Genomic DNA, 25,322 nt, shown 5'->3' with positions numbered 1-25,322 from the left:
TGATGAGAAAATTTCTGGCGGCCTGCGGCCTTGCAGCCGGCTTGGCCCTTGCAGGCGGCGCGCAGGCCGAAACGGTGCGTTTCTGGTATCATTTCGACAATCCGGACAATCCGATGTCGAAACTCATCGAGAAATTCGAGGCGCAGAATCCCGGCATCAAGGTCGAGGCCGAGAACGTTCCGTGGAACAGCTACTACGACAATCTCTATACGGCCGTTGTCGGTGGAAACGCGCCGGACGCCGCGATGGTGAAGCTCTTTGCTCAGCCGAGGCTCGTGGAAATGGGCGCGCTGGAGCCGATCGGCGACCGGATCGAGAAATGGGCCGGGAAGGCGGACCTTCTCGACAATCTGCTCAATCTCAACAAGGGCCCGGACGGCACGCAGTACCATTTGCCGATCCAGTACGTGGTTCTCTACCTGTACTACCGCACGGACCTGTTCAAATCCGCCGGTCTCGAGCCGCCGAAGACCTGCGACGAGTTCCTGAACGCCGCCAAGGCCCTGACCAAGGCGCCGGACCAGTACGGTTTCGGTTTCCGGGGCGGCAAGGGCGGCTGGGACCAATGGGGGACGTTCGTCTTCTCGAAGGGCGCCAAGTTCGAGAAGGGCGGTCTCACGACTCCCGAGGCGATCGCCGCCAACCAGTGGGTCATCGATCTTTTCCGGGTGCATAAGGTCCTTCCGCCGTCCGCTCCGAACGACGGTTTCCAGGAGATCCTTGGCGCCTTCAAGAGCGGCAAGACGGCGATGACCATTCACCACATCGGTTCGTCCGCCGACATCGTCAAGGCGCTCGGCGATAAGGTCTCGGCCGTGCCCGTTCCCCGGTGCGGCGACAAGGCCTGGACGTCCTATGGCGACGAGTCCCTCGCCATCTTCTCGGCCTCGAATGCGAAGGACGCGGCCTGGAAATGGATCTCCTTCCTGGCCGAGGGCGAGAACAATGTTCTCTTCAATCAGGCGACCGGCCAGTTGACCGTCACGAAGAGCGGATCGAAAGACTGGAAGCTGCACGAACAGCGCTTCGTCGATGCGACGGTCGCCTCGCTGCCGTTCGCTTCCGTGCTGCCTCAGACATCGGCCACGGCGGATTTCGTGAACACCGTGCTGCCCACCACCATGCAGCGCGCACTCACGGGTCAGATCACCTCTGAGCAGATGATGAAAGAGATCGAAGGTCTCTTGGCCTCCCAGTGAAAACTCCGTTCGGGCCGCGCCCCGAACGGGCGCGGCCCGAACGATTTCAATAAGGGATTGCTCCATGTCCTTTTCCGCCGTCTTGCCGGATCGGGCCGTACCGGCGCGCACGTGGCGTCATCGCCTGCTGCCCTATGGTCTGCTCACGCCGGCTGTCCTGGTGACGGTTGTGATCGTCTTTCTTCCGATGATCGAGGCCATCGTCACGAGCCTGTATGAATTCGTCCTGTTCAGGCCCAATGCGGCGCGCTTCGTGGGCTTGGGCAATTACGTCAAACTCCTCCAGGATCCCGTTTTCTGGATCACCCTGACGCATACCGCCATCTGGATCGGCCTGACGGTTCCGCTGCAAATGGGACTGGGCCTGATCGCAGCCCTGATCCTGAATCGCCCGTTTCCATGGCGCGGCCTGGCCCGCGCTCTGGTGATCGTTCCGTGGGCACTGCCCAGCGTCGTCATCGCCCTGATGTGGCGCTGGATCTACGACGCCAATACCGGCGTCATGAACGAGATCCTGTTGCGCCTGTCGATCATTCAGTCGGCCATTCCGTGGCTCGCCGACCCCGACAAGGCCCTTTACGCCGTCATCGTCACTCTGACATGGCAGGGATTCCCGTTCTTTGCGGTCATGATTCTTGCCGGTCTCCAGGGCATTCCCAAGAGTCGCTACGAGGCCGCCGCCATCGACGGAGCGAGCGCATGGCGTCAGTTCCGTCACGTGACATTGCCGGGCATCGCCGGAATCCTGGCGACCGCCGGCCTGCTCCGCATCATCTGGGTTGCGAACTCCATCGACGTGATCTTCGTGATGACGGGCGGCGGACCCGGCTATGCGACGCAGACGCTTCCTCTCTATGCCTTCATCAAGGCACGCCAGAACCTCGACTTCGGCTATGGCACCACCATCGCGGTGATGTTCACCCTCCTGTTGGGCGTCGTGGTCGCCTTCTACATTGCGCGGACGTCGCGGGAGGTGGAGCGATGATCGGGAAGCCGACCTTGACCCGGCGCATCCTGACGACGGACCTTCCTGCACTCGGAATCGTTCTGCTGGCCGTCGGACCTTTCCTCTGGATGCTCATGACGTCCTTCACGCCGCAGGAGAGGCTTGCTGCGTTGGGTGTCGCCGTCAGTCCGTCCAGTTGGTCCCTCGAAAACTATGTGCGCCTGGTCGCCCGCACGTCGTTCCTCGGGAACATGGGCCACAGTTTCATCGTGGCGGCAGGAACAACCGCGCTCGGCCTTTTCGTCTCTGTCACCGCAGCCTATGCGATTTCACGGTTCCGGTTCCCGGGCCGCCGGCTGCTGATGATGCAGTTCCTGCTGGTGAACATGTTCCCGGTGGTCCTGCTGATCCTTCCGCTTTTCGTGATGATGCGGCGCCTCGGCCTTCTCGACACTCATGTGGCCCTGATCATCGCCAATGCGACGGTCGCCATTCCATTCTCGGTCTGGATGCTGACGAGCTACATCAACGCCATTCCGAAGAGCCTCGACGAGGCGGCGATGACGGACGGCTGCAGCCGCCTTCAGGCGCTTTGGCGTGTCATCCTGCCGCTGGCCATGCCGGGCATCATCTCGACGGGGCTCTACATCTTCATCACGGCCTGGAACGAGTATCTCTACGCGCTTACGCTCGGCGGTCGGAACGTCCGCACGGTCACGGTCGCCATTCAGACCCTGATCGGCGAGTACCAGATCGAGTGGGGACTCCTTTCCGCAGGCGGCGTGGTCGGCGCCCTGCCGGCCACCATCCTGTTCCTTATCGCTCAGCGCCGCCTGATCGGCGGACTGACGCAAGGTGCCGTCAAAGGCTGATTCACGGGAATGCACTCTCAGTAAGGACAATCATGAATCCGATCGGTTTGATCTCCATGCAATATGCGCGGCCCTTCACGGCCGAGCACTTTCCGCTCTTCGGGCGAATGAAATCGCTCGGTTTCGACTTCGTCGAGCTTCTTGTGCCGGAGCCCGGCGAGATCGACCTCGACGCCGCACGGCGCGCCCTTTCAGATGCGGGGATCGGCGTGGTTCTGGCCGCGAGGGTCAACCTCCAGCGCAACCTGGCGAGCCATGAGACGGCGGCCCATCGGGCCGGCATCGATTACCTGCGCTATACGGTCGATTGCGCAGCCGCTCTCGGGGCCGAGATCGTGGGCGGCCCCCTGACGGGCAACCCCCTCGTATTCGCCGGGCGGCCGCCTGCGCCGGTCGAAGAGAGTGAGAGGCTCGCACGCAAGGAGCGGTGCGTCACCGGCTTGAGGCAGGCCGGCGATCACGCGGCTGCTGCCGGCGTCAAGCTCGCCGTCGAACCGCTCAATCGCTTCGAGAGCGATGTCCTCTGCACGACCCGGCAGGCGATCGAACTCCTGGACGCGGTCGATCACTCGGCCATCAGACTGATGCTCGATACCTTCCACATGCATATGGAAGAGGCCTCGATCCCGGAGGCGATCCGCCTTGCGGGCTCGCGCATCGTTCACTTCCAGGCGAACGAGAACCATCGCGGCTTTCTCGGAACCGGCTCCACGGATTGGGTCGAGGTCTGCCGGGCGCTCCACGATGTCGGGTACGAGGGGCCGATCTCGCTCGAGCCCTTCCGCCGCAACGACGACCGCTTCGGCGTACCCTTCGCCCAATGGCGCCCGCCTCATGAAGACGAAAGCGAACGCCTCGCGGCCAGCACGTCCTTTCTGAAGTCCCACCTGAACCTGACGAGATATCGGCGATGACCCTTAAAGTTGGCTGGATTGGTTGCGGCACACACGCCACGCAGATGCTGCTTCCGCAGCTTGTACGCCACGATGTCGAGGTCGTCGCCCTCTGCGACCTGGATGGGACACGGCTCGCCCAGGCGGGCCGCCAGTTCGGGGTCAAGAGCCTGACGTCGGATGCGTACGAGCTCATCAATAGCCGTGGCATCGACATGGTCGGCATGGCCGTCGGCCCCAATCAGCACCTCGCCTTCGGAAAGGCTGCGCTCGAGCGCGGGCTCCCGGTTTTCATGGAGAAGCCGCCGGCTTCCACTGCGGAAGGTGCCCGTGAGCTTCTGAGGGCTTCCGAACGCAGCCGCAAGCCGTTGGCCCTCGGATTCATGAAACGCTATTCGATCGGCAACAGGATCGCGCACAACATCGTGGCATCCGGTCGGTTCGGGAGGGTTCTCGGTCTCACCGGATACTACATGACAGCGCCGACCTATTTCGTCGGCAACGTCGATTACAGCGGCTTCTTCCTGCACCATTGTGTCCATTACATGGACCTTGTCTCGTTCTTTGTGTCGCCGGTGCGGGAGATGAACGCCCGCAAGGTCGAAGCGGCTCCCGGCAAGATCCTCTTCCACGTGGATCTGGGCTTCGAGTGCGGTGCCATCGGGACGATCGCCATGGGGACGATGCAGTCGCGCGGCGCTCCCGTCGAACGGATCGAGCTCATGGGTGACCATCAGAGGCTTGAGGTCGACAATGTGATCGAGGTTCGGTGGAACCGAAATCCGCCTTTCAAGACCGACGATCTTGCCGCGACGTTGAACGACGATGTCGACACGCTGACATGGAAGCCGAACTTCACCGCCGCGGCCAATGAAGACCACAAGGGCTATCACGCCTTGCTGACGGACACCGTCAAGCTGTTTCAGGGGGAATCGTCTGCTGCGCCGACAATTGCAGACGGCGTCGTTGCCATGGAGCGATTGGAGAAACTGCGCCAGCTCCTTGATGCCTAGAGCATCGAATGCAAAAGTGGAAACCGGTTTTGCGTGACAAGATGGGCGAGACCATGGATTGACAGTATCGGATGTGGGTTCGACGTCATGTCCGATGCTGCATCGTCTCCGGTATCGTTCGCTTGGAGATCATGCATGAGCAAGCCCGCTTTCTGGCGGATCTTGCCCTCGATCTCGGCCGCAATCTCTGACTACGTACGGAAAGATCTGAGCTCGGTTCGTATTCGCTTGCACGGCGAGACGCTCGAACTGCTCGGAGACATGATCGACGGAGATACCGCGTCCGGCCATCATCTCCTTGAGATCCCGCAGGCTGAGGCCTTAGGCAAGATACCATCGGACGCACAGCAGGATCACCGAGCGGTCGAAATGGCGGCCTCTGAAAATCATGCACCTCCGGAGGTTAGCGGAGCCGTACACCGAACTGAGTTACCGACGGGTTTGCGACAATTCCGGCCTCCGCGCTCCCCATGAAGCGCCGTATGTGCGCCGAAGGCCATGTGGACAGCCTTGCGCCTTCATAGTCGATGCGAGCAGGGTTAGAGCCCGTGATGTTCCGTAAGGCCATTCTGCGAAACTTTGTCAGTCCACCGGACGTTACCCCTGCGTGTTCACCAACAGAAGGAGCCAAGGCATGGACTGGAACCGAGTTGAGGGTAACTGGAAGCAGGTCAAGGGCAAGATCAAGGAGCAGTGGGGCAATCTCACGGACGATGATCTCAATGTCATCAATGGCCAGCGTGATCAGCTCGAAGGCAAGATCCAAGAACGCTATGGTCTCGAAAAGGACCGTGTGCGCCAGGATGTTGATGACTGGTACAACCGTCAGACTTGGTAACAGTCGGACTTTCCGACGCGTCCTCTTGATCTGCGCCGAGCTGTCTCGGCGCAGATCGTACTTCAATCCATCGAAATCCATCGACGGCGATCTTGTGAGCGCCGAGACCGTCTCGACCGAATCCGCGCAAACATTTTGGTTCGGAGTTTCAGATACTGTTCTCCCGTCTCTCAGAGGCGGAGGACGTGGTATTTAAGAGCAGGAATTTTGATAGGTCTGCGATCCTGCTCTGTGTCCGGTGGTATTTGGCTTACAATCCCAGCCTCCGTGACCTGGAGGATATGATGGCCGAACGCGGCATCTTCGTCGATCACGCGACGGTGCATCGCTGAGTTATTCATTCCTCGCAGAACTGCTGGGGCGGTTCAACCGTCACAAGCGAGCGCTCACCGGCAGATGGCATAATGCCGTTGTCGAAACCTTCCTCAAGACCTCGAAACCCGAGCTGGTCTGGCGCACCGTCTTCCAGACCGGAGCCGAGGCCAAGCAGGCGATCGGCCCGTACGTCGACGGCTTCTACAACCCTGTCCGGCGTCATTCGACACTCGACTACTGCAGTCCGGCTCCGTTCGAAAGGCTGGCCGGACAGCGACTAGAACGCTCTCCATAAAAGCGGAGCAACACCCATCGAGCATGTGCCGAAGCGCCTGACTGACCTGCCCTTACTGAGCCTCAATCATGGCAGCGCTCCGGCAGATGAAGCAAAGCGCTTCTTGACGGCGGAGGGTCTTATCTCTCTTGTGAGCCCGCCCCCGGGGAATGCAACGATGAACGACTCCACACCAATCATCCTTCATACTGATCGCTTCGAACTGCGCACGATGAACAGGAGCGACCCGCCGGAGGCGTTCATGCGGTGGGCCATGGATCCGGAGATCATGGCTCCTATGAACCTCCCGCCCCGCGCCTTGAGTTCAGCTCAAGTTGCAGACTATTGGGGTGGCTTCGACAACATTAATCGCTACTTCCTGGGCATCATCGAACGCTCCTCTCAGAACCAGGTCGGGTTCTGGATGGTGGAAGCGAATCTCCTGCACAAAACAGCGACTTGGCATCTTGCGATAGATAGAAGCAAGTGGGGGGAGGATGTCTCAGTGGAAACCGGGATCCCTCTTCTCGACTGGCTATTTGGTGAAAGGGATATAGACAAAGTCATCTCTCTGACGCTGGCTACAAATGACAAGGTCATTCATCGGATGAAGATGGGGGGCTGGCATCTCGAAGGCGTCCTGAGGGCAGAGCTCCGGTCGTTGACTGGCGGAGGCCGGCTCGACCAGTTGCGGTTCAGCCTCCTGAGGGAGGAGTGGCCCGATGCCCGAGCCAATCTCATAGCGGCCTGGAAGCGGTCCGCCATTTAGGGCTGTGGCTGATCAGCAACGTCTGTATGAATATCTTCAGGATAAGCGCGGTGGCAGACAATAGTCGATTGAGAATAAACCTCTAGTAGGCTTAGTTGATCGAGCTCCTCTGCCTGTTCTTCAGAAAAAGCTCGATCTGCCGATGTCACGCCGAATCGCCCTGCTGTCCAGCGTCTCGCTGGTTGTGTTCGCACTCATCTCGCCTGTGGCGTTCAGTACCCAAGCCCAAGCTGAGTGTAGTATCACCAGGGGTGGCGGCACGGTTGCGAACCCGGATCCAGGGGCAACTATCACCTGCACGACGCCGACAGATTCTGTCGGCATCGGTCCGAGTTCTGCCAATAATGTCACTGTTGATGTGCGCTCGGGAGCCGTCATCTCGGTCGATAGCGCCGCCGCCTCAGGCTTAGGGATCGGATTGGGAGACGCAGCACAAATCTCGATCGCCGGAGATATCATTGCCTCGGGCAAGACTGGCGCGACTGGCATCAGTGCCGGGAACGATCTGTCCCTTTTCGTGCTGTCTGGTGCAGCTGTGAGCGTCAACACCAACGCTTCCTCGAGTGCAACGGCTGTCGTGGCGGCCGATCGAGCCAACATCACAGTGGCAGGCAATCTCAATGCGAGCGGAACAGGCTCAACCGGTATTCAGGCTGGGGACGACCTTTCCCTGTCTGTCCTTTCCCGCGCATCTGTGAACGCCACAGGGCTCTTTGGAGCAAGTGCTGTAACTGCAGCTGATCGGGCCAACATCACGCTGACGGGGGATCTCATCGCGAGCGGGAAGAGCTCAACGGGTATTCTGGCCGGGAACGATTTGTCTCTTCTCGTGCTCTCCGGCGCAAAGATCTCAGCGGAGAGCACATCGTACGCATCCGAGGAAGACCGCGGGATCAGGCCTCGCGCGTCGATGGGATCGTGGCTAACGTTGGTGCAGGTTTAAGGGGCGGCTTTTTGTGATGCGACGGTCCTGCGAGCCTCGATGATGTACTTGAGGTTCTCGATGCCATCCTCGGTGAAGAGGACAATGTGCTCGGTCAATTCGGAGGCTGGGTAGTTGTCGTAGGCACTGAGGCGGCCGTCTTCCGGGAACATCTCGATGGAGCACTCGTGCAGGAAGTCCTCGTCTTCACCGAGCATGTCAGCCACGTATTTCAGCGTGTACAGCGTTGAGTTGCGATATCCCATTCGTCGGTCCCTTTTCGGTCACGCGGCCAGCTGGGAGGCCGGGTTCTCGGCCAGCCGTCGGCCTTTCCACGCCCAGGGAAGCAATTCGGGCAGGCGGGCGACAGGAAGATCGGCGATCCGGGCCAGCACGTCGGCGAGCCAGGCTTTTGGATCGACATCGTTGAGACGACAGGTCGTGATGAGGGTAAGCATGACGGCGGCCCGATCGGCCCCGCGCTGGGAACCGGCGAAGGTCCAGTTGCGGCGCCCCAGGGCGATCCCTCTCAAGACCCGTTCGGCGGCATTGTTCGTCAGACACACCCGGCCATCCTCCAGGAAGCGGGCAAAGCCATCCCAGCGCTTCAGCATGTAGTCGATGGCGCCGATCACCTCGGACGATCGGGTGAGCGTGGCACGCTCCCGCTTCAGCCACTCGTGCATCTCATCGAACAGCGGCTTGCTCTTCTCCTGCCGCACAGCCAGTCGTTCCGCGGCGCTCAAGCCGTTGATCTGACGCTCGATGTCAAACAGCGCGTCGAACCGCTTGACGGCCTCCAACGCGATCGGGGAGATCGGCTTGCCGTTTCTTTTGCGATCCCGAGCCCTTTTCTCGATATCGGCCAGTTCAAAGAATTTCCGTCGCGCATGCGCGTGGCAGAAGGCAAAGGTAATCGGCACCGTTTTCTGTTCGGCAACACTGATCGGCTCGAAGCCATTGTAACAGTCACTCTGCAGAATGCCGCCATACCCCGGCCAGGTGTTTCTGCGGATGCTCGCCGCGGCGGTCACCTGAGGCGTAGTAGACCGCGGCTGGCGGCGCAGGCCCACCAAACGGCTGGTCGTCCCGCACGTAAGTCAGATCCGTCCGGTCGTGCACTTGCTTTTGGCTCGGATGGGGATGGTCGTATCGTCGCCGTGAAGGCGCTCGGCCGCAAAGACATGCTTCTCGATCAGATCGAAGACCGGCCTGAGAGCGGAGGTTCCAAACCCAACCTGATCGGCCAGCGTCGAGGTCGACAACGCGATGCCTTCGCATGTAAACCGGGCGCTCTGGCGATTGAGCGGACTGTGCATGCCAAACTTGTCGAAGAGGATCGTCGCCAGCAGATGAGGGCCGATGAAGCCGCGCGGCGTGGCATGGAACGGCGCCGGCGGCTGGCTGATCGCCTCACAGTCCCGGCAGCTGAACTTTTCCCGCACCGTCTCGATCACCTTGAACCGACGCGGGATCTCCTCCAGCGTCTCGGTGATGTCCTCGCCCAGTTTCGCCAGGCGCGAGCCACCGCAGCAGGCACAGGTCGCCGGGGGATCAAGCACCACGCGTTCGCGCTCGATAGTCTCCGGCCAGGGCTTTCGGACTGGCCGCCTGCGCACAAAAGAGCGCCCGTTTGAGTTCCTGGTGGCGGCCTGTGCCGCAACCTCATCCTCGGTCGCGGCCATCACCAGTTCTTCGAGTTGCAATTCCATCTGGTCGATCAGTCGCGCCGCGCGCTCGGAGCGCTGGCCGCGCAGTTCGCGCTTCAGCTTTTCGATCGCCAGTTCCAGACTGGCGATCAGGGCCTCGCTGTCGGACAACAGGGCTTGGGCCTTGGCGGCTTGCGCCACAGCCCTGTCCCTCTCGGCGACAACGACATCTCGTTCAGCCTGCAACACCTCACGCTCGGACAGCAGCGCCAGATAGGCGCTTGCAAGGTCTTCTGGAAGATCATCAGGCTTTGAAGGCATGACACCATTCGATCAGAATTCCCCTGTCTTTTCAATTGAATAATGCTACCCGACCCGTGTCGGACGCCAGGTTTCCTGAGGGGCACGCCAATCGATTCCGGACAGAAGATAAGACAGCTGCGCCGGCGAGATTGTCACCACGCCATCAGCCGCTGACGGCCAGATGAACCTGCCGCGCTCGAGGCGCTTCGTGAACAGGCATGCCCCCTGGGAATCGTGCCAAATCACTTTGATCAGATCGCCGCGACGACCCCGGAAGCAAAATAAATGACCGCTGAGCGGGTCATGTTTTAAGACTTCCTGCACCTGCAGGGCCAACGATGGAAAGCCCCGTCTCATATCGGTATAGCCCGTCGCCAGCCATACCCGAACGCCTGTTGGGATGGGGATCATCGCAGCGCCTCGAGGCCCCGGATGATCCGCAACAGCGCATCGACGTCAACATCCCGGTCGACGATCACATGCCGCCCATTCGCCGTGACAACGTCCATTCGGCCGGGGCCGCGTGGGGAATGCGGTACCGGCGCAGTCGGCGAAGGCTCCAAGGGCGCGTGCGAGTCCGGCACGACCAGGGCAGGCACAAACCCATCCCATGAACCAGCGCCAAGCCGTCCTTCTCTGTGAGCCTTGCGCCAGCTGTTCAATTGAAAGCGGGTGATCCCGTGCCGGCGCGCCGTGGCCGAGACCTGCTTTGGGCCGCGATGGCTCTCGGCCACAATCGCGAGCTTTGCTTCATCGCTGAACCGGCGACGGCGACCAGTGTCGACCACGTCCAGGCGGCTGACCGGCCCACGGTCCCTGATAATGTCCATGGCTACAACACCGTCCATATCGACGTCGATAGAGCCAGTGGTCTTCCAAATGCCTCAATCCCACAAGGCGGCCCTGCCCGGATGCGTACAGCACATCTACGGGCTCCTCCACCGATACCGCTATTGCAGTAAAGGCAGGTGATGGAGCGACAATCACTGTCGGAGGCAGTATCGCGGCCACCTCCACTGGAGATGGTGTTCCAACTGGCATTCAGGCCGGGAGGAATCTCATTCTCGCGGTCCCTTCCGGCGGTGCTGTCACGGCTGGTGGTACAGCGATTTCGGCTGGTGAGAACGCCGACGTTACGCTTGGTGGTTCTATCCAAGGCGGCACGGGGACAGGGCAGTACGCAATCAACTTCACTGGCTCCAACAATCGCCTCACGCTTCTTCCAGGCTATTCAATCACGGGCATTGTGGCTGGAGCCGACGCTACCAACACCCTCGCACTTGGTGGATCAGGCTCGGGCACCTTCAATGCCGGCACCCTTGGCATTGCGTCCGAACTGCAGTTCCAGAGCTTCGGCACGCTGGAGAAGACAGGCTCATCAACTTGGACCCTGACTGGCACGAGCCAGTTCAATGGTTCAACCAATGTAAAGGCCGGTACGCTTCTCCTGAACGGCTCCCTAAGTGGATCGAGCGTCAGTGTTCAGAATGGCGCGACGCTTGGTGGAACAGGGGCGGTAGGGGCTCTCACCTTTGCACCTGGTTCTATCTATAAGGTCAAAGTCTTCAGCGCGGGACAGGCGGACCGGATCACAGCGGCAGGAACTGCGACCTTGTCGGGTGGGACCGTGCAGGTCCTAGCCGAGAACGGCACTTATAAGCCGTCGACCACGTATCGCATCCTGACCGCAGCCGGTGGTGTCAGCGGACAGTTTGAGGGTGTCACGTCCAATCTGGCCTATCTGAGGCCCTCCCTCCGTTACGGGGTCAATGACGTCACGCTCACGCTGGAGCAGAAGGCTGCCTTCAACTCAGTGGCTGCGACCGGCAATCAGTCCAATGTGGCCAACGCTTTGGAGGCACTTGGACCCAACAATCCTCTTTACAAGGCGGTGATTGGCCAGAGCGCGTCAGGCGCACGCCAGGCGTTTGAGGCTCTGTCCGGTGAAGCCCATGCCTCGGCTGGAGCTGCTGCATCCGTCGGCGCCAGCCTTGTGCAGACCACCCTGGTCAACCGCCTGAATACGGCTCCGGCATCTTCGTCTTCCCTCAGGATGGCTCAGGGCACCTATACTGCGGCCTATGCTGCGGATTTGCCCGGGAAGGCTCCCCGGACAGCTCCAGTTCCTGTCCGAAGTTTCGATCCGCGCCGATTTGCGCTCTGGGGCGAGGGCTTCGGCTCCTGGGGCAAGGTGGATGGCAGTGCCAATGCAGCGGGCCTCGACACTTCCACGGGTGGGTTCATCCTTGGCGCGGAAGCAAACCTCGATCAGACATACCGTCTCGGTGTGGCAGCTGGCTTTACCCGCACCACGTTCGACGTGGACAGCCGCCTCTCGTCCGGCTCTAATGAGACCGTCTTTGGAGCGCTCTACGGTTCGACCTCGTGGGGTGGTCTCAACCTGCGGCTAGGCACCTCGTTGGCAGCCCACGACATCGACACCCAGCGCACGGTGCTCTTTCCCGGCTTTGCTGAAGCGGTCAGTGCATCTTACGATGGTTGGACGGCTCAGGCCTTCGGTGAGATCGGCTACCGTTTCGATCTGGCCCGAGTGCAGGTCGAGCCGTTTGTCGGAGCCTCGATCATGCGCCTGCACACGGCGAGCTTCCAGGAAGTCGGCGGAGTGTCGGCCCTGGCTGGCTTTGCTCAGAATCAAGATCTCGGGACCACCACGCTCGGCGTCCGGGCTGAGGCCCAGATCAGCGAGGACATCCCCCTTCGCGCAAAGGGACTGATCGGCTGGCGCCACGCCTATGGCGATGTGAACCCGGCCGCTCTGATGGCTTTTGCGGGAGGATCGTCCGCCTTCACAGTCGCGGGCACACCGGTGGACCGGGATGCGCTGGTAGCGGAAGCAGGTCTGGAGTGGCAGGCGAGCCAAGCCGTCAGTCTGGGTGTAGCCTACCAAGGCCAGATCGGCTCTCAGGCCCAAGAGCATGCTCTCAAGGGTAACTTCATCTGGACGTTCTGAGGCTGCGGCCGGATCGAAATTTGCCTTATCGAACGTGAAACCGCGACGCGGCCGGCCGCGTCAACCATTGACACATCGTTTGAGTGCATCTGTTCTCATCCATAGAAACAGGCGACCAAAGCCGACTGCCAATCGGCGGTGCTCCCGCGACGCGCAGGTCCCCAAGCTGCGCGCGAAAGGCTGCTCGAAGTCAGCGTTCGCGCTGGTAGTGCATGGCGACCGCGCCATTGCGGAGCGGCTTCGCCGAGACCAGCTCGAGCCGTCGCGTGCTGGGCAGCCCGCCCTGGTACAGGGTCGGACCGTGGCCAGCGATCCTTGGATGGACGAGGAGCTTGTACTCGTCGATCAGATCCAGCCGGTCCAGCTCGGTCGCGAGTTTGCCGCTACCGAGGAGCACGCCCGCCGGAGTCGCGTTCTTGAGCCTCTGCACGCCTGTTCGCAGGTCGTCGGCGATGTGGTGGCTGTTGGTCCACGGGAAGTCCTTTCGCGTCGACGACACCACGTATTTCGGCTTGGCCTCAAGCTTGACCGCCCACTCGCGTATCGCCGGCGGTGCCTCCACGTCGCCGCGAGCGACCGCCGGCCAGTAGCTCTCCATCATCTCGTAGGTGATGCGGCCCCACAGCATCGCCCCGCCCTCGTCCATAAGGCGGGTGAAGAACGCGTGCGTCTCGTCGTCAGCGATTCCTGCGCGGTGGTCGACGCAGCCGTCCAGGGTGACGTTTATGCTAAAGGTCAATAGTCCCATGTGGCGAGCCTAAGCCATACGCTCGAAAAGACCTAGGGCTATTGCTCGCGGTTGAAGCTCAACTTTCGCTATGGGCCGAAAACGGAACCTCGCCGCATGGGTGGTTGAGTCCAGCCCCTTAGCTTTGACGCTTGCTTCATGGTTAAGCTAAGCCCGACAGAGGCTGCCGGATGAAGATTGCTCTAAGTCCAGGATCGGATTTCTCGGGGACCGTCCAATGATGGTCCTAAGAGCAACAAGAAGCCGAGGCCGATTGACGCGCCGAATCGGGCGCAGCCGGGAAGGATTTTTGTATCAGCGTTGTATCACCCGAAATCGCTGACGCATGATGTAGGTCATCCGGTCCTTGTGAACCCCTGGATTTCCTGAAGGAAAATTGGAGCGGGCGATGGGAATCGAACCCACGACATTCAGCTTGGGAAGCTGTTTCTTTGCTTAGATGAGCATGCCGGTTGTATTACGTCCGCAGTGTAAATCTCCATAAACTATCGCTAAATTGAGTGTGCGACGGTCTGGCCGACCGCGGATGACTGCGGCCGCTAGGCCAGGATTCCCTGCCTGCTGTTGTATCGCAGTTGTATCCCAGGAAAGCCCTTTGTAGCAGGGACAACACCTCTAAGAGAATTCGCTGGATGTGCCGCGGGCCACGTTGTGAATAATCGATAACATCACGAGGAGAGAAATAGTGGCACCGTTCGGGAGCGCAGGGCTTGATAGCACGGCTAGAGCCTCAGATATTTAATCGGACGCGTATCCTGCGTGCTTCAGATAGTTCCAGCATTCGCTCGGCTCAAAGAGATTGCAGATGTCACCCAGGGCTCGCCACAGCGCGTCAAGGTTCGGGCTTCCGCTTTCCGTAGATGCGCTTTGATCATGGCGAAGGCCTGCTCCATCGGGTTCAAATCGGGCGAATAAGCGGGCAGGAAGAGGAACCAGGGCTCCCTTCTGCTTCAGACAGAGGGCGGCCGCTTCGCTCTTGTGGACTGCCAGATTGTCGAGGATCACCACGTCGCCTTCGCGCAACGTTGGAGCCAACTGCGTCGCGATGTAGGTATCAAAGGCCGAGTGGGTGATGGGACCGTCGATGATCCAAGGGGCGCTCAGCTCATGACAGCGGAGCGCGGCCAGGAAAGTATGGGTCTTCCAATGGCCAAACGGAGCGCTTATACCAATTCCCGCTGATCATCATTGGTGCGCCCACTCGCGCAAGCCGATCGACATGATGGTCCAAGGCTGATCGATCAGCTTGTTCCAAGCCGCACAGCAGTGGTCGAGAATGTCCGTGTAGGACGTGAAGATCCGGTTGGAGATCCAGTTCTCCCTTATGAACTGCCAGATGTTCTCCACGGGGTTCAGCTCAGGCGCCATTGCCGGCAGCGGCACCAGAGTGATGTTGGGCGGCACCTTCAGCTTCCTCGAGACGTGCCATCCAGCTTGGTCGAGCAGCAGCACAGCATGCGCGCCAGGCGCCACCGCCTGCGAGATCTCGGCCAGATGCAGGGACATCGCCTCGGTCGTGCAGCGGGGCAAGACCAGGCCGGCGGCTTTGCCTTGGGCCGGGCAGATCGCCCCAAAGATGTAAGCAGACGCAGTCCGCAGATCGCGTGGGGCGGAGGGACGGGTGCCGCGCTTGGCCCAGCGCCGGGTGATCTTGTTCTTCTGGCCGATGCGGGCCTCATCGGCAAACCAGATCTCTATGGGCCGGCCGCCGGCCTCGTTGGTCGCGATCTCCTCCAGACGCGTGGGGAAGTCTTTTTAAAAGCAGCCACGGCCGCGTCGCTCCTGGCGTGATGACGCGGGCGAGCCGACAGCTTGCGGAAGCTCAGAGACCGCAGCTCACGGCTGAGCGTCTGCTTCGAGATCCGGATCCGGTACTCCTCCCAGAGCCACTGCATCAGGTCGGCCAGGCGCCAGCGCACTACCCCGTGGCGGCTGGGATCGGGCCGCTCTCGATCATCTCGCTCAGGCGCTGCCGATGCGCGTCGCTCAGGATCGAAGGCTGTCCCGGCGCCTTCCCGTCCAGAAGCCCATCGGGCCCATGGGCATTGAAGCGCAGGACCCAGTCACGCACCGTCTGCAGGCTGACCCCGCCGATCTCGGCCGCTTGGGTGCGCAAGCCGCCCTCGTAGATCACCGCCAGGGCCAGCAAGCGGCGGGTCTGCGGGGCATCCTTGCTCCGGCGGGCAAGTTGGCGCAGACGAACGGCATCGTAATCGGGCCGGAGGGCGACGGGAATGGACATGGCAAACCTCCTCGCTTGCCATGTTGAATCACATCTCAGGCGCTTTGACGCTGCGACGAGTCGCTCTCACCAGGACGTGGTATTACGCGTAACCGCTGGCCCGTGCGGCTACGCCCACGCAGGCGGGTCATCTTGGTGTTGAGGTACGTTTCATCCAAGAACAGCAAGCGATCCGGCTGCTGGCGCATGCGGGCCTGACGTTGGCCTCTCCAGACGCGGCGGTCCTCACGAATGTCGGCGCGTGCGCATTCCGCGGCCATCTGCGATTTTTTATATGTGAACCCAGATCGGCACAGCAGGCGTGAGAGAGTGGCTGGGGCAGCCACAACCCCGTGCTGCGCCAAGAGACGAGCCGCGAGTTCGGGCATAGTGATAGCGGGCTCGGTCTCCGCCGTCTGCACCAGAAAGCTCTCGTAGGGCGCGAGCTTGCCTTGTCCTCGCGGCCGGCCCTAGCGAGCCGGCGCAGGGGACCCGGACTGCGCCTGGCGCCGGGCGAGCCTAATGGCAAAACTGTCACTGACCCCGAAATGCCGAGCGGCGGCCCGGCAGGATTGACCGGCTTCGACAAAGGCGGCAACCCGCACGCGGAGATCCAGGGAATAGTAGCGGCCCATGATCCACCTCCCGCTCAAGGAAGTGAATCACGCCAGGACGCCACACGGAACCTGAAGAGTCAGATTTTGCGTCCGAGGCTCTAGGCCCGAGCCATCCATCATTGGCCTGAAGGAGTTCAATTGGATACGGCCGTCAGACTAAATTCAGGATTCCACACGTTGTCAGGCCGTTCGCCGTTTGGTTCGTGGATGAACCTTAAAGGTAGTAAAGGCCGCCTTCTCTCTTCCGTACGCTTCGAGGATTGCCCTGCACCAAAGTTCCATACCAACCGCCTTGAGTTCCATCCGCTGTGCATGATCATAATGAAGGCGTGTCACCGGCGCTCTCTTCTGCCGCTCGTCAGCCTCTTTGTCCAACGAGTGGTCCAAAATCGCCGACGCTGACCCGCCCAGCCCATGGTCACTTAAGTAGGTCGCAAGAGCACGCCGGGCGTCTTGAGGAACCCAGCGGCGAATGCCATGCAGAATCAACAGATTCTCATGCTCAGTCACACCGTCGCACCCTTTCTTAATACCGCACAGCCTATTGAGAAGCTGGTTGACGCCGTTTTTGGAAACTGGGTCGTCGACGCCCCGCTTGGACGGGAACAACCATCTCGAGGGGCCGCGCATCTCGATATGCTCGGCCAGGATTTGGTCGATGACTGCCTTCGCTTCTGGGGGAATTGGCAGTGCATGCGGCAGTCCGCTCTTCATCACCTCGCTCTCCCACCCCGCTGACCACCAGCCCATGCGGTCCGTGTTGTCCCAGGAGACTAAAGCCATTGTTTCGGTCCGTGACAGCGCATAGGTCCGCTGCGCCGTAAGCACGAGTGCCCAAAGCATCGCCAATGTCCCCGAACTCGTAGCATGCTCTGTCTCGCCCAGGGTTCGAAACTGTTCAGCAAGGACAAGGGTCCGGGCTAGCTCTTCGACGGTCGGCGTATGCTCCCGCTTATTCCAGTGATAATCAACTGTCAGGCGCTCCCACCACGGATATGTTGCCTTGTTGAGCCCGCTGGGCCGACCCTTATGCTTCCAGGCCCATGTCAAGGCGTCCTTCATCTGGCCTACACATCGCTTAGCCGTGGATGGTACGCTGGCCTCTAGGATGTCGTCGCGGACCTGCTCTAGGTCATCAACAGTGAGGGTGGAGACTATCCGATTGGCGATGCGGGCGAATGCCGGGTGCCGGAGATAGTGTTCGTATGCGGGGTAGTACCTCTCTCTGAGAGTCTTCTTCTTCGCTGCCAAGAATGCATTCAGCAGATCGCTCCACAACCAAGGCCCGAGCTTTCTACGCTCATCTTCCGACAACTCACTGTCAAACACCGGCCAAGCCGCGTCGATGGCGATCTCCATATTGCCATTGTATGTGGCGAGTGCATGTTCATAGACACGAAGATCCGGCCGGGGATCGTGTCCATCCTTAAGTTGCAACTTCGTCCGCGCAGCAGCCTCGCGGGCAGCGGGAATGGTCAGGATGTCGATAGTGCCGAGTCGCACCGTCCTTACGCGCTCCCGGAAGTACCAAGTGGCAGCTTGCCGCGTTATACGCAGTGTCAGCCCCTGACAGCCCTCATCGGCCCACTCGAGCCCACGCCCTGGCACCTTTCCACGAGCAATTATAGTCATCGCTCTCTTGATGTTTTTCGACCTCAGGCGGAGGCGCTCTCGAGTGTAGCCCGTACAGGCCTTGTTGGTCATGGGACACGTCCTTTCGACCGAGAAGATTTGAACAAGTGCTGCCCGAGAGGTCGCAATCGGGTTGGACCTTTGCCCGCTCTCTTGGAGACGGGTCAGAGCTTCAGCCGTTTGCGTGCGCTTGCCTGCACGAGAGGCTTTGCGGGAGAACGCCGTCCATTAGGTGCATGCAACGCATCCAACGGGCTATTGCTCGAAATGCTACACATAGTACAGAAGCAAAACAAAGATTATTTATGTCAGTATATATACTTATATGGAGAATATATTAACTACATATCCTAGCGATTCTACAATCGCAGCATTTACCGTTGATAATTCCAGTTTTCAGCGCAGGTTCCTAAAACTGAAGGACTCACGAAGACACAAAAGGATTCGAACAATCATTACATTACTGCATCAATCCTCTGTAATACTTTTTAAGCCTTCCACAAATACCATTTCGCACAGGATGAACTCTGGGACCTTTATAGGCAGATAAACCTGTTAGTATATGATATGTTGTATCGAGATGCTAAAGTGCCGCACCAGACCCTGCCTCTTTAGCAAGCGCCTAGCAATATGCGCGGTCAAGCAACATCATATCTTGTGATGAAAGAGCTATCTTGAGGCAGCAAGATAGGCCAAGCTGCTCAGATGGCGTGAGCGCCGACGGCCTCATTCTTCAAAGTGACTATGCTAACCTTTACGTAGGTCTTCGGTTAGCGGTGTTCTCAGGCCACGGCCTTGAGGTCCGGCGCGGTGGCATAGGCCCACGGCAGTAGATCATCAATGCGGGTGTTGAGATGGCCGGTGGCGATGCGGCTCAACACGTCGGCGAGATAAGCCTGCGGATCCACCCCGCACAGTTTGCAGGTCTCGACCAATGAGGCGATGATCGCCCAGTGTTCGCCCCCGCGATCCGAGCCGGCAAACAGTGCATTCTTGCGCGTCAAGGCCAAAGGCCGGATTGCCCGCTCGACCACGTTGGAGTCGATCTCAATCCGCCCGTCGTCGACAAAGCGGGTCAGCCCGTCCCAGCGCACAAGCGCGTAGCGGATCGCCTCGGCCAGCTTGCTCTTCTGGCTGATCAGACCGAGTTTGCCGCGCAACCACGGCTCGAGAGCGTCCAGTACCGGACCGCTCTTGGCCTGACGAATCCGGCAGCGCTCCGCCGCACTCATGCTACGGATCTCGCTCTCGATCCGGTAGAGCTCCGCAATCCGGGTGAGCGCTTCGCTGGCAATCGGCGCCGCTCCGGCCACGGCCAGTTCGTAAAAGCGCCGTCGCACGTGCGCCCAGCAGAACGCGAGGGTGACCTGATTGCCTCCAGCTAGAGCCCGATAGCCGCTGTAGCCGTCCACCTGCAGCACGCCGGCAAAACCGCACAGATGCTCGATCGGCCGGGCCGCCTTGCGATCCGGCGCATAGACGTAGGCCACCCCAGGCGGATCCGTGCCGCCCCACGGCCGATCGTCCCGCGCATAGGCAAACAGCTGCCCGGTCTTGGTCTGGCCGCGGCCGGGATCGAGCACCGGTGCGGTGGTCTCATCGGCAAACAGCCGGGGTGAGGTCTTCAGCTGCGCCAGCAGGCGCTCATGTACCGGCCGCAGGTGCCAGGCGGCGCGCCCGACCCAATCAGCCAGGGTCGAACGATCCAAAGTGATGCCCTGACGCGCGTAGATCTGAGACTGCCGGTAGAGCGGGAGATGGTCGGCGTATTTCGACACCAGCACCTGCGCGACCAGCGCGTCGGTGGGCAGGCCGCCTTCGATCACGCGGGCCGGAGCCGGGGCTTGCACCACCCCATCCTCGCAGTGGCGGCAGGCGTATTTGGGCCGTCGCATCACCAGCACGCGCAGTTGCGCCGGCACGATGTCGAGGCGCTCGGAGACATCCTCGCCGATGCGGTGCAGGGCATTGCGGCAGCAGGGACAGGTTGGATCCTCGATGTCGATGATCGTCTCAATGCGCGGCAGATGGGCCGGCAAGGATCCGCGGTTCCGACGCCGCTGGGCCGCTCGGCTTTGACGCTCGGCCAGATCCGCTTGCTCGTGTTGGGCGCCTTCGGCGGCCTCAGTCTGTTCGGCCTCTTCCAGCCCGAGCAGCAGTTGATCCTCAGGCAGGCTCTCGGCCCTGCGGCCGAAGCGATGACGCTGCATCGCCTTGATAATCTGCTCCAGACGTTCAGCGCGGGCCCGCTCGGCCAGGAGCATGGCTTTGAGCAGTTCAGGATCATCCGGGAGAGTTTGCATCGCGCTGGTCACAGGACGAAGTGAATCATGCTTCGACGGGAGCCGCGATGGCTCTTATGGATGGGATCGGGTCAGCTGGGCTCCACAGGCACAGAGGTCGGTCGTGGCGCATGCACGCGGCGCCAGTCCAGACCCTCGAGCAGAGCGGAGAGCTCGGCGGCTGACAGGTGAAGGGCACCATCCTGCAGCTTGGGCCAGCGGAACTCACCATCCTCCAATCGCTTCGCGACGAGAACCACGCCGGTGCCATCCCAGAACACCAGTTTGACGCGATCCGTGCGTTTGGCGCGGAAGACATAAACCGTCCCGGAGAACGGATCGGCCCCCATGGTGTCGCGCACGAGCGCAGCGAGGCCATCCGCCCCTTTGCGGAAGTCGACGGGCTTGGTGGCCACCAGGACGCGGACAGTCCCGCTCGGCCCGATCATCGCAGGCTCTTGAGCGCTTGCAGGACCATAGCCAGCGTTGCGCCATCGGCCCCCGGAGGGATGCGAATGACAGTGCCCGCCACAACAATCTCGATCACCGCCTCCCGGCAGGCTGCCGGGGTGGGCTGCGGCCCGTCAGGGGCGACAATAACCGGGGTAAAGGCGAGAGGATGATCGTCCGCCGCGCACTTGGCCTGACGGCGCCAGGTGAACAGGTGCTGCGGCGCTATCCCGTTTCGGCGGGCCACCTCGGACACCACCGCGCCCGGCGCCATGGCTTCCTCCAGGATCCGCGCCTTCTCATCGGCTGACCAGCGCCGGCGTCCACTGGCTCCGGTGATCACTTCCAGGCGCCGCACCGGCCGCGGCGGCTCAAGCATATGGTCAACCATCGGCACAAAACGATCCTCAATCCAAGATCGTCAGTCTCGCTGCTCACACATGCGAATGTAAGGTGCGGCGAGAACACCGCTTACGGTCTTCGCGACCTACCTCAACTTGAAAGCCGTGCCGTACTGCTCATGCACATTGGTCAGGCCATTCGAAATGAGGGCGATCCAGGTCCAAACAGCTCCAGCAACGCCTTAGCTAGCTAAGAGTACGGATGTCCAAACAGGAATCCCGGGCTTCGAGTCCTTCGTGACAGCATCCTGTCCTGGAGTGCGAGTAATTGAGGTCGAGAAGCCCGGGAAGGGATTGAGCTCCCGGGAAATCCTGCCCTTCAATAGAATTCATATCTGGGCACCTGCTGCATTGTTAGGCCAAACAGAACTCAAACCCACAACTAGACCGTTGCGAGCTGTCTGGCTCCGCCAAGAAGCACAGCGCGCCCGGTGTGCTGCGCTTCTAATTTGAAAGGATTGGAGCCCCACGAGGCAAATCATTTTGTACGGGGGACATGGGTGAAGTCCGTCGGCGCCCGGAAGGACTCAATCCCTCGTATTTCCTAAACGTCAGGACGTAACTGCCAGGAGGCCCTCCCTCGCGACAACCTTAGGCCCCATTGGTACCGGTGCTTAAGCCTTTGAAGGCCATGTCCCTCGACCCTGCCTGGCAAACTATGATTGTTCAACAGCCATTCTTGACATGCTTGATTTTGGCAATTGCACAGGCTTGGTGGTTCCTGGCCAGCCGCTGTACCTACGACTATCGCTAGAAGATCCCTTGCGGCTAGAGCCAGCCGTCAGGCATGGGCGCGCAAATGTCGGCCGACGGTGCAAAAGTGCAATATTTGACAGACCAAATGGAGATCCACTTGTAGCGCGATAGTGTTGATAAAATCCAAAATGTGGCTTGGGGGATCTATTACTATCAGCCCCCCGCTAGATCTACCCCTACATCCAGTAGGCCGATCACGCGAAAAACGTCAGTTGCCGACCTTTTCAATAACATCTGCCAGAAGGCGACTTTCCCTGCTCGCAGGTGAAACCTCGCACAAGCCCTTTAGGGCGGGAAGCCTTCGATATCCTTCAAGTTCTGCAAGGCCGCTGCGGCGCAAGTGCGGACCTCCTGAGGCAACGGCAGGATCGATGCGGCGGCTCGATCCTGCCGAGATCGACATGGTCTGCCATCAAGTACATTACGCGGAAGCTGCCGAACGCTCTGAACAGGTCCCACAGCGGTTGAAATGCGTCGTTGATGCGCGTGGCTCCCAAACCGTCGACAGCTTGCGCCGCGGGCGTGAGCGCTAATGCCGGAGCAGTCCCGCCAACACGCTGTACCACGCGTCACAGCCAGCAGGGCGTCGGCTGCTCCCCAATACCCGCTGTAGCCAATGGCGAAGCCCTCCGGGGTGATCGCCCGCAGCCGCTCCATCTCGCCCGCGAAATCGCCATCCGCAGGGAGTGGCAGTTTCACCGCCGCCACGTTCGGGAGCTTCGCCAGATGGGCGATCACGTCATCACTGAAGCTGCATTTCGTCGTGCCCGGGTTGTTGTAGATGCACAAGGGCAGCCCAGCTCTCAGGCCTGATCCTTGCGCAATCTCCCGAGCCTCAGGGGCTTGCCGGCCCTGCCTGATCGGATGAGGATCCTCTGGGGCGGGTTGACCGGGAGGAGCCCCGTTTCAGCGAGCGCTTGCCCGAACGGCTGGGCCTCCGTGGCCGGAGCGGGTTCGGGCTTTTCTGGCTTTTCGGTCTTCCCAGTCACCTCTATGCCTCCTGATGCCGCACATCCTGCCCGTGTCGGATCATGCCCGCAACCGGCCCGGCGCGTAAACCCGGGCTGATCTCCAACGGAGGTAGCGCATACCACGATCGTCAGGCAAATGCCGCACTCGGTAAAGCGCCGGCAACGGGCCGCGCACCGAAATTCCTGGTGCCTTTGGCACGTTTGGCTCCGTGAGGATTGCTGCCCTCCGGCTAATGTCGCAGGCGTGCAATAGCCGCCCTTCCAGATCTACAGGTGCACCTAGAGCATCGGTCCAAAAGCGGACTCCACCTTTGGGATCCATCCGACGCTCCACTCCTTGAAGTGCGCATCGTTTGGCGTGGAAAACCGGATCCGCTTTTCACGAGCGTGGCCCTTCGTGTCCGCACGATAAGCAAGGCTGCCCGGTTAAGCCTTCGACTCCCGCTTATGCTTGGTCAACGCAAACGCAGCCTCCTCGTGGTAGTCAATGAGGGTGACGGGTTCGCCATCCGCATCAGCCGCGATCACCGATGACGTGTGATCCATCGCGTGGTTGCCGCCTTTCGTCGGTATCTTGCGGTAGAAGCAGACCGACGTGGCTGTTCTCGGAACAAGCCTCGAAGCCGAAAGTCCCATCTGCCAGGAGTGGCACGACCATGCCTGTCCATACGGCACTCCTCGGGCGACCGTCCTTGCTTGCAGATGCCCCGATCAGACTTGGCGGCTGCGGTTCAGATTGGGCCTCTCGGCAAATCGTGCCAGTAATCCCGCAACTCCTGCTCGCGCTTCCTGTCGGGCCAGACCTCGTCATCGCCATAGAAGACCGGAGCGCCCCGGACCTGCTCCTCGGTGATGTCGGTGCGGTACCCGTGAAGCCCCATGTCGTAGGTGAGCTTCTCCCATAGGATGGTATGGTGGTGCACGCCAACACCGAGGAACCCCCCGAAAGTCACATCGACGTAGACCACCCGACCGCTCACTTTTTCGATCAGTAGCCGCTTGATGGTGCCGATCCGATGCCCATAAGGGTCGAACACCGCCGTGCCCTCGACACGGTCGCTTTCGATGACGGGCTTGGATGAGGCGTGCCGAGGGATCGGACCCTGGAGGTAGAAGCCATTCTCCAAGATACCGAAATTCACCACAGCCTGATGGACATCCAAGGCCCAGGGCTCCTCCGGGGGGATCTGCCGCTCCAAGGTCCAAGGCCCGTCCTCGGCGGGTAGGCTCGCCCCGTCCGGATCGCCGGTGATGCCGCGCAGGTCAGGGGCGGTTGCCGAGTGGAACACGTAATACGTTTCTCGTCTCATGAGCGCCTCCCGCTCGCGGGGATGGATAGCCCTTGGCCCATGTTCAGGATAAAACGCAATGGCTGGCCCCTCAGGTCCGGTCCTGGGACTACCCGTCCCGCATCATCCTGCGGCAGATGACGAAGGCCGACTTCAAGGCGTTCAACATCATCAACTACGCCCCTTTCCTCGATCGGCATCGGACCCGGTTCAGCGGGGCCTTGGATCTCTACTCGCTCTAAGCGGCAACGGCGGCCGGTCCGCCATGGCGGCCCCAGGAGACATGCACCTGTTCTTCTTGTGAGATGGCCAAGCGAGCCTAAGGTCAGGATCGGGTCAACCTCTGAGGTTTCCTGCCCTTCCAGCAGGTCAGGTTTCACCTCCTTGAGCAGACGATCGAGCCCCTCTCAATTGGGCTAACCGCCGGGCGCTTCGTCATCCGGAAGGCCCTTTGGAAGGAACACCGCAGCATGATGGGAATTCCCTAAGGGAGGCGGCCATGAAGCCACCCCTGGAGGAGTTCGCCCGATGCCAGACCGCAAGCAGGATGGTCAACAGCCCGAGGCTTTGCGCTCGCTGAAATCCGCCGCGAAGGCGGGAAGCCAGAAACCACAGCACCAAGGTCTTGAAGCCCATGGCGACACCGCGCCGATCGCTGCTCCTCTGGAGCAGGAACAGGATGCCGCCGCGAAGGTGCTTCAGGAGGGAGTCAAGAAGAACCCGGAAGGGATGGAAGAGGCCGCCCGGAAGGCTCCTGAGCGCTAGCCTCCCCAAACCCGAGATCCTCTCAGGGCGATAGAGAGCGTAAGGAACGTCCATCTCGGTCATGGAGTGGGCGTTGCGGTCGGGGTTCGTCCCTAAGGGCGGCAAACTGCGACCTCGTGCGGCACGAATGAGAGGTCAGCTTACCACTCGAATACGGACGCTCGGGCTACGGCTGCCTCGTGCCATCAAGAGACATTCCGACACAGAGGCCTTGGAGCGCAAGCGG

General features: G+C 60.8%; 25 protein-coding genes, 1 tRNA gene and 5 pseudogenes. 13 read left to right on the top strand and 18 right to left on the bottom strand.

Annotated features, from left to right (window positions below):
- The first annotated feature begins 2 nt into the window (after window positions 1-2).
- The 5 genes from RE429_RS24805 to RE429_RS24785 all read left to right on the top strand — a co-directional run bounded on the left by RE429_RS24805 (window position 3) and on the right by RE429_RS24785 (window position 4,923).
- On the top strand, window positions 3-1,199 hold the full coding sequence (locus RE429_RS24805) for an ABC transporter substrate-binding protein (protein WP_414475913.1): 1,197 nt from the start codon (window positions 3-5) through the stop codon (window positions 1,197-1,199).
- 64 nt (window positions 1,200-1,263) lie between these two features.
- A complete protein-coding gene (locus tag RE429_RS24800) occupies window positions 1,264-2,184 on the top strand; it encodes a carbohydrate ABC transporter permease (protein ID WP_414474413.1) in 921 nt (306 codons plus the stop codon).
- On the top strand, window positions 2,181-3,017 hold the full coding sequence (locus RE429_RS24795; RefSeq protein WP_414474412.1) for a carbohydrate ABC transporter permease: 837 nt from the start codon (window positions 2,181-2,183) through the stop codon (window positions 3,015-3,017). The genes RE429_RS24800 and RE429_RS24795 overlap by 4 nt, the downstream gene beginning before the upstream one ends.
- A gap of 32 nt (window positions 3,018-3,049) precedes the next feature.
- Window positions 3,050-3,931: a sugar phosphate isomerase/epimerase family protein gene (locus tag RE429_RS24790; RefSeq protein WP_414474411.1), complete on the top strand. Its 882-nt coding sequence runs from the start codon at window positions 3,050-3,052 to the stop codon at window positions 3,929-3,931.
- Window positions 3,928-4,923, top strand: coding sequence for a Gfo/Idh/MocA family protein (locus tag RE429_RS24785; protein ID WP_414474410.1), 996 nt, complete (start codon window positions 3,928-3,930; stop codon window positions 4,921-4,923). The genes RE429_RS24790 and RE429_RS24785 overlap by 4 nt, the downstream gene beginning before the upstream one ends.
- Before the next feature lie 255 nt (window positions 4,924-5,178).
- Here RE429_RS24785 and RE429_RS24780 read toward each other — a convergent pair.
- Window positions 5,179-5,310 (bottom strand): annotated as a pseudogene (locus tag RE429_RS24780) (IS6 family transposase); the annotation flags it as partial.
- A 247-nt stretch (window positions 5,311-5,557) separates the two neighbouring features.
- On the opposite strand from RE429_RS24780, the gene RE429_RS24775 reads away from it, so the two are divergent.
- The 5 genes and pseudogenes from RE429_RS24775 to RE429_RS24755 all read left to right on the top strand — a co-directional run bounded on the left by RE429_RS24775 (window position 5,558) and on the right by RE429_RS24755 (window position 8,062).
- Window positions 5,558-5,761 (top strand): CsbD family protein, encoded by a 204-nt coding sequence (locus tag RE429_RS24775; RefSeq protein ID WP_370435554.1) that lies wholly within the window; start codon window positions 5,558-5,560, stop codon window positions 5,759-5,761.
- 185 nt (window positions 5,762-5,946) lie between these two features.
- Window positions 5,947-6,191, top strand: a pseudogene (locus RE429_RS24770) (IS6 family transposase); the annotation flags it as partial.
- A 15-nt stretch (window positions 6,192-6,206) separates the two neighbouring features.
- Window positions 6,207-6,371, top strand: a complete 165-nt coding sequence (locus tag RE429_RS24765) for an IS3 family transposase (protein ID WP_414475911.1) — start codon at window positions 6,207-6,209, stop codon at window positions 6,369-6,371.
- 157 nt (window positions 6,372-6,528) lie between these two features.
- Entirely contained in the window at window positions 6,529-7,119 is a 591-nt protein-coding gene (locus RE429_RS24760; protein ID WP_414474409.1) for a GNAT family N-acetyltransferase, read from the top strand.
- A gap of 142 nt (window positions 7,120-7,261) precedes the next feature.
- Window positions 7,262-8,062, top strand: a complete 801-nt coding sequence (locus RE429_RS24755) for a hypothetical protein (RefSeq protein WP_414474408.1) — start codon at window positions 7,262-7,264, stop codon at window positions 8,060-8,062.
- Here the strand turns inward: RE429_RS24755 and RE429_RS24750 are convergent.
- From RE429_RS24750 to tnpA (RE429_RS24730), 5 genes and pseudogenes are all read right to left on the bottom strand, one after another.
- Window positions 8,059-8,307 carry a hypothetical protein gene (locus tag RE429_RS24750; protein ID WP_414470658.1) on the bottom strand — a complete coding sequence of 83 codons (249 nt, stop codon included), beginning with the start codon at window positions 8,305-8,307 and terminating at the stop codon, window positions 8,059-8,061. The two genes, RE429_RS24755 and RE429_RS24750, sit on opposite strands and share 4 nt — an antisense overlap.
- A gap of 18 nt (window positions 8,308-8,325) precedes the next feature.
- Entirely contained in the window at window positions 8,326-8,499 is a 174-nt protein-coding gene (locus tag RE429_RS24745) for a transposase domain-containing protein (RefSeq protein ID WP_414475910.1), read from the bottom strand.
- Window positions 8,482-10,011: pseudogene (gene tnpC, locus RE429_RS24740) on the bottom strand (IS66 family transposase); the annotation flags it as partial. The pseudogene tnpC (RE429_RS24740) and the gene RE429_RS24745, both read right to left, overlap by 18 nt.
- Before the next feature lie 45 nt (window positions 10,012-10,056).
- A complete protein-coding gene (gene tnpB / locus RE429_RS24735) occupies window positions 10,057-10,404 on the bottom strand; it encodes an IS66 family insertion sequence element accessory protein TnpB (protein ID WP_414470660.1) in 348 nt (115 codons plus the stop codon).
- Window positions 10,401-10,841 (bottom strand): IS66-like element accessory protein TnpA, encoded by a 441-nt coding sequence (gene tnpA / locus RE429_RS24730; protein WP_414470661.1) that lies wholly within the window; start codon window positions 10,839-10,841, stop codon window positions 10,401-10,403. The genes tnpB (RE429_RS24735) and tnpA (RE429_RS24730) overlap by 4 nt, the downstream gene beginning before the upstream one ends.
- Window positions 10,842-11,239: 398 nt before the next feature.
- Between tnpA (RE429_RS24730) and RE429_RS24725 the strand changes: the two genes are divergently transcribed.
- Entirely contained in the window at window positions 11,240-12,964 is a 1,725-nt protein-coding gene (locus tag RE429_RS24725) for an autotransporter domain-containing protein (protein ID WP_414474407.1), read from the top strand.
- Window positions 12,965-13,154: 190 nt separating this feature from the next.
- On the opposite strand, the gene RE429_RS24720 is transcribed toward RE429_RS24725, so the two are convergent.
- The 12 genes and pseudogenes from RE429_RS24720 to RE429_RS24665 all read right to left on the bottom strand — a co-directional run bounded on the left by RE429_RS24720 (window position 13,155) and on the right by RE429_RS24665 (window position 24,352).
- A complete protein-coding gene (locus tag RE429_RS24720; RefSeq protein WP_414474406.1) occupies window positions 13,155-13,712 on the bottom strand; it encodes a dihydrofolate reductase family protein in 558 nt (185 codons plus the stop codon).
- Between the two features lie 377 nt (window positions 13,713-14,089).
- Window positions 14,090-14,179 (bottom strand) — tRNA-Ser (locus RE429_RS24715).
- 297 nt (window positions 14,180-14,476) lie between these two features.
- On the bottom strand, window positions 14,477-14,605 hold the full coding sequence (locus tag RE429_RS24710; RefSeq protein ID WP_414474405.1) for a hypothetical protein: 129 nt from the start codon (window positions 14,603-14,605) through the stop codon (window positions 14,477-14,479).
- Window positions 14,606-14,717: 112 nt separating this feature from the next.
- Window positions 14,718-14,816, bottom strand: a pseudogene (locus RE429_RS24705) (IS630 family transposase); the annotation flags it as partial.
- An 81-nt stretch (window positions 14,817-14,897) separates the two neighbouring features.
- A pseudogene (locus tag RE429_RS24700) lies at window positions 14,898-15,954 on the bottom strand (IS630 family transposase).
- Between the two features lie 449 nt (window positions 15,955-16,403).
- On the bottom strand, window positions 16,404-16,568 hold the full coding sequence (locus RE429_RS24695) for an IS630 transposase-related protein (protein ID WP_414474404.1): 165 nt from the start codon (window positions 16,566-16,568) through the stop codon (window positions 16,404-16,406).
- Between the two features lie 162 nt (window positions 16,569-16,730).
- Window positions 16,731-18,254 carry an integrase family protein gene (locus RE429_RS24690; RefSeq protein WP_414474403.1) on the bottom strand — a complete coding sequence of 508 codons (1,524 nt, stop codon included), beginning with the start codon at window positions 18,252-18,254 and terminating at the stop codon, window positions 16,731-16,733.
- A 710-nt stretch (window positions 18,255-18,964) separates the two neighbouring features.
- Entirely contained in the window at window positions 18,965-20,485 is a 1,521-nt protein-coding gene (gene tnpC / locus RE429_RS24685) for an IS66 family transposase (RefSeq protein ID WP_414474126.1), read from the bottom strand.
- A gap of 71 nt (window positions 20,486-20,556) precedes the next feature.
- Window positions 20,557-20,913: an IS66 family insertion sequence element accessory protein TnpB gene (tnpB, locus tag RE429_RS24680; protein ID WP_414471472.1), complete on the bottom strand. Its 357-nt coding sequence runs from the start codon at window positions 20,911-20,913 to the stop codon at window positions 20,557-20,559.
- Window positions 20,910-21,305: an IS66-like element accessory protein TnpA gene (gene tnpA, locus RE429_RS24675; protein WP_414471471.1), complete on the bottom strand. Its 396-nt coding sequence runs from the start codon at window positions 21,303-21,305 to the stop codon at window positions 20,910-20,912. The genes tnpB (RE429_RS24680) and tnpA (RE429_RS24675) overlap by 4 nt, the downstream gene beginning before the upstream one ends.
- A 1,051-nt stretch (window positions 21,306-22,356) precedes the next feature.
- On the bottom strand, window positions 22,357-22,860 hold the full coding sequence (locus RE429_RS24670) for a hypothetical protein (protein WP_414474402.1): 504 nt from the start codon (window positions 22,858-22,860) through the stop codon (window positions 22,357-22,359).
- A gap of 913 nt (window positions 22,861-23,773) precedes the next feature.
- The gene (locus RE429_RS24665) at window positions 23,774-24,352 is read right to left on the bottom strand and encodes a PRC-barrel domain-containing protein (protein WP_414474401.1); all 579 of its coding nucleotides are present in this window, start codon (window positions 24,350-24,352) and stop codon (window positions 23,774-23,776) included.
- A gap of 32 nt (window positions 24,353-24,384) precedes the next feature.
- On the opposite strand from RE429_RS24665, the gene RE429_RS24660 reads away from it, so the two are divergent.
- Together RE429_RS24660 and RE429_RS24655 are read left to right on the top strand one after the other, a co-directional pair.
- Complete coding sequence (locus RE429_RS24660) at window positions 24,385-24,573, top strand: hypothetical protein (RefSeq protein ID WP_414474400.1); 189 nt, start codon at window positions 24,385-24,387, stop codon at window positions 24,571-24,573.
- Between the two features lie 286 nt (window positions 24,574-24,859).
- A complete protein-coding gene (locus RE429_RS24655) occupies window positions 24,860-25,096 on the top strand; it encodes a hypothetical protein (RefSeq protein WP_414474399.1) in 237 nt (78 codons plus the stop codon).
- Window positions 25,097-25,322 lie beyond the last annotated feature (226 nt).

Source organism: Microvirga sp. M2 (assembly GCF_047497095.1).
Lineage (GTDB): Bacteria > Pseudomonadota > Alphaproteobacteria > Rhizobiales > Beijerinckiaceae > Microvirga.
This window is presented reverse-complemented; position numbering and strand designations above follow the sequence as displayed.

Bases quoted from the DNA above. Each gene is read 5' to 3' on its own strand.
- RE429_RS24805 (WP_414475913.1), top strand. From the start codon at position 3: ATGAGAAAATTTCTGGCGGCCTGCGGCCTTGCAGCCGGCTTGGCCCTT.
- RE429_RS24800 (WP_414474413.1), top strand. From the start codon at position 1,264: ATGTCCTTTTCCGCCGTCTTGCCGGATCGGGCCGTACCGGCGCGCACG.
- RE429_RS24795 (WP_414474412.1), top strand. From the start codon at position 2,181: ATGATCGGGAAGCCGACCTTGACCCGGCGCATCCTGACGACGGACCTT.
- RE429_RS24790 (WP_414474411.1), top strand. From the start codon at position 3,050: ATGAATCCGATCGGTTTGATCTCCATGCAATATGCGCGGCCCTTCACG.
- RE429_RS24785 (WP_414474410.1), top strand. From the start codon at position 3,928: ATGACCCTTAAAGTTGGCTGGATTGGTTGCGGCACACACGCCACGCAG.
- RE429_RS24775 (WP_370435554.1), top strand. From the start codon at position 5,558: ATGGACTGGAACCGAGTTGAGGGTAACTGGAAGCAGGTCAAGGGCAAG.
- RE429_RS24760 (WP_414474409.1), top strand. From the start codon at position 6,529: ATGAACGACTCCACACCAATCATCCTTCATACTGATCGCTTCGAACTG.
- RE429_RS24755 (WP_414474408.1), top strand. From the start codon at position 7,262: ATGTCACGCCGAATCGCCCTGCTGTCCAGCGTCTCGCTGGTTGTGTTC.
- RE429_RS24750 (WP_414470658.1), bottom strand. From the start codon at position 8,307: ATGGGATATCGCAACTCAACGCTGTACACGCTGAAATACGTGGCTGAC.
- RE429_RS24745 (WP_414475910.1), bottom strand. From the start codon at position 8,499: ATGCTTACCCTCATCACGACCTGTCGTCTCAACGATGTCGATCCAAAA.
- tnpB (WP_414470660.1), bottom strand. From the start codon at position 10,404: ATGATCCCCATCCCAACAGGCGTTCGGGTATGGCTGGCGACGGGCTAT.
- tnpA (WP_414470661.1), bottom strand. From the start codon at position 10,841: ATGGACGGTGTTGTAGCCATGGACATTATCAGGGACCGTGGGCCGGTC.
- RE429_RS24720 (WP_414474406.1), bottom strand. From the start codon at position 13,712: ATGGGACTATTGACCTTTAGCATAAACGTCACCCTGGACGGCTGCGTC.
- RE429_RS24710 (WP_414474405.1), bottom strand. From the start codon at position 14,605: ATGGAGCAGGCCTTCGCCATGATCAAAGCGCATCTACGGAAAGCGGAA.
- RE429_RS24695 (WP_414474404.1), bottom strand. From the start codon at position 16,568: ATGGGCCGCTACTATTCCCTGGATCTCCGCGTGCGGGTTGCCGCCTTT.
- RE429_RS24690 (WP_414474403.1), bottom strand. From the start codon at position 18,254: ATGACCAACAAGGCCTGTACGGGCTACACTCGAGAGCGCCTCCGCCTG.
- tnpC (WP_414474126.1), bottom strand. From the start codon at position 20,485: ATGCAAACTCTCCCGGATGATCCTGAACTGCTCAAAGCCATGCTCCTG.
- tnpB (WP_414471472.1), bottom strand. From the start codon at position 20,913: ATGATCGGGCCGAGCGGGACTGTCCGCGTCCTGGTGGCCACCAAGCCC.
- tnpA (WP_414471471.1), bottom strand. From the start codon at position 21,305: ATGGTTGACCATATGCTTGAGCCGCCGCGGCCGGTGCGGCGCCTGGAA.
- RE429_RS24665 (WP_414474401.1), bottom strand. From the start codon at position 24,352: ATGAGACGAGAAACGTATTACGTGTTCCACTCGGCAACCGCCCCTGAC.
- RE429_RS24655 (WP_414474399.1), top strand. From the start codon at position 24,860: ATGCCAGACCGCAAGCAGGATGGTCAACAGCCCGAGGCTTTGCGCTCG.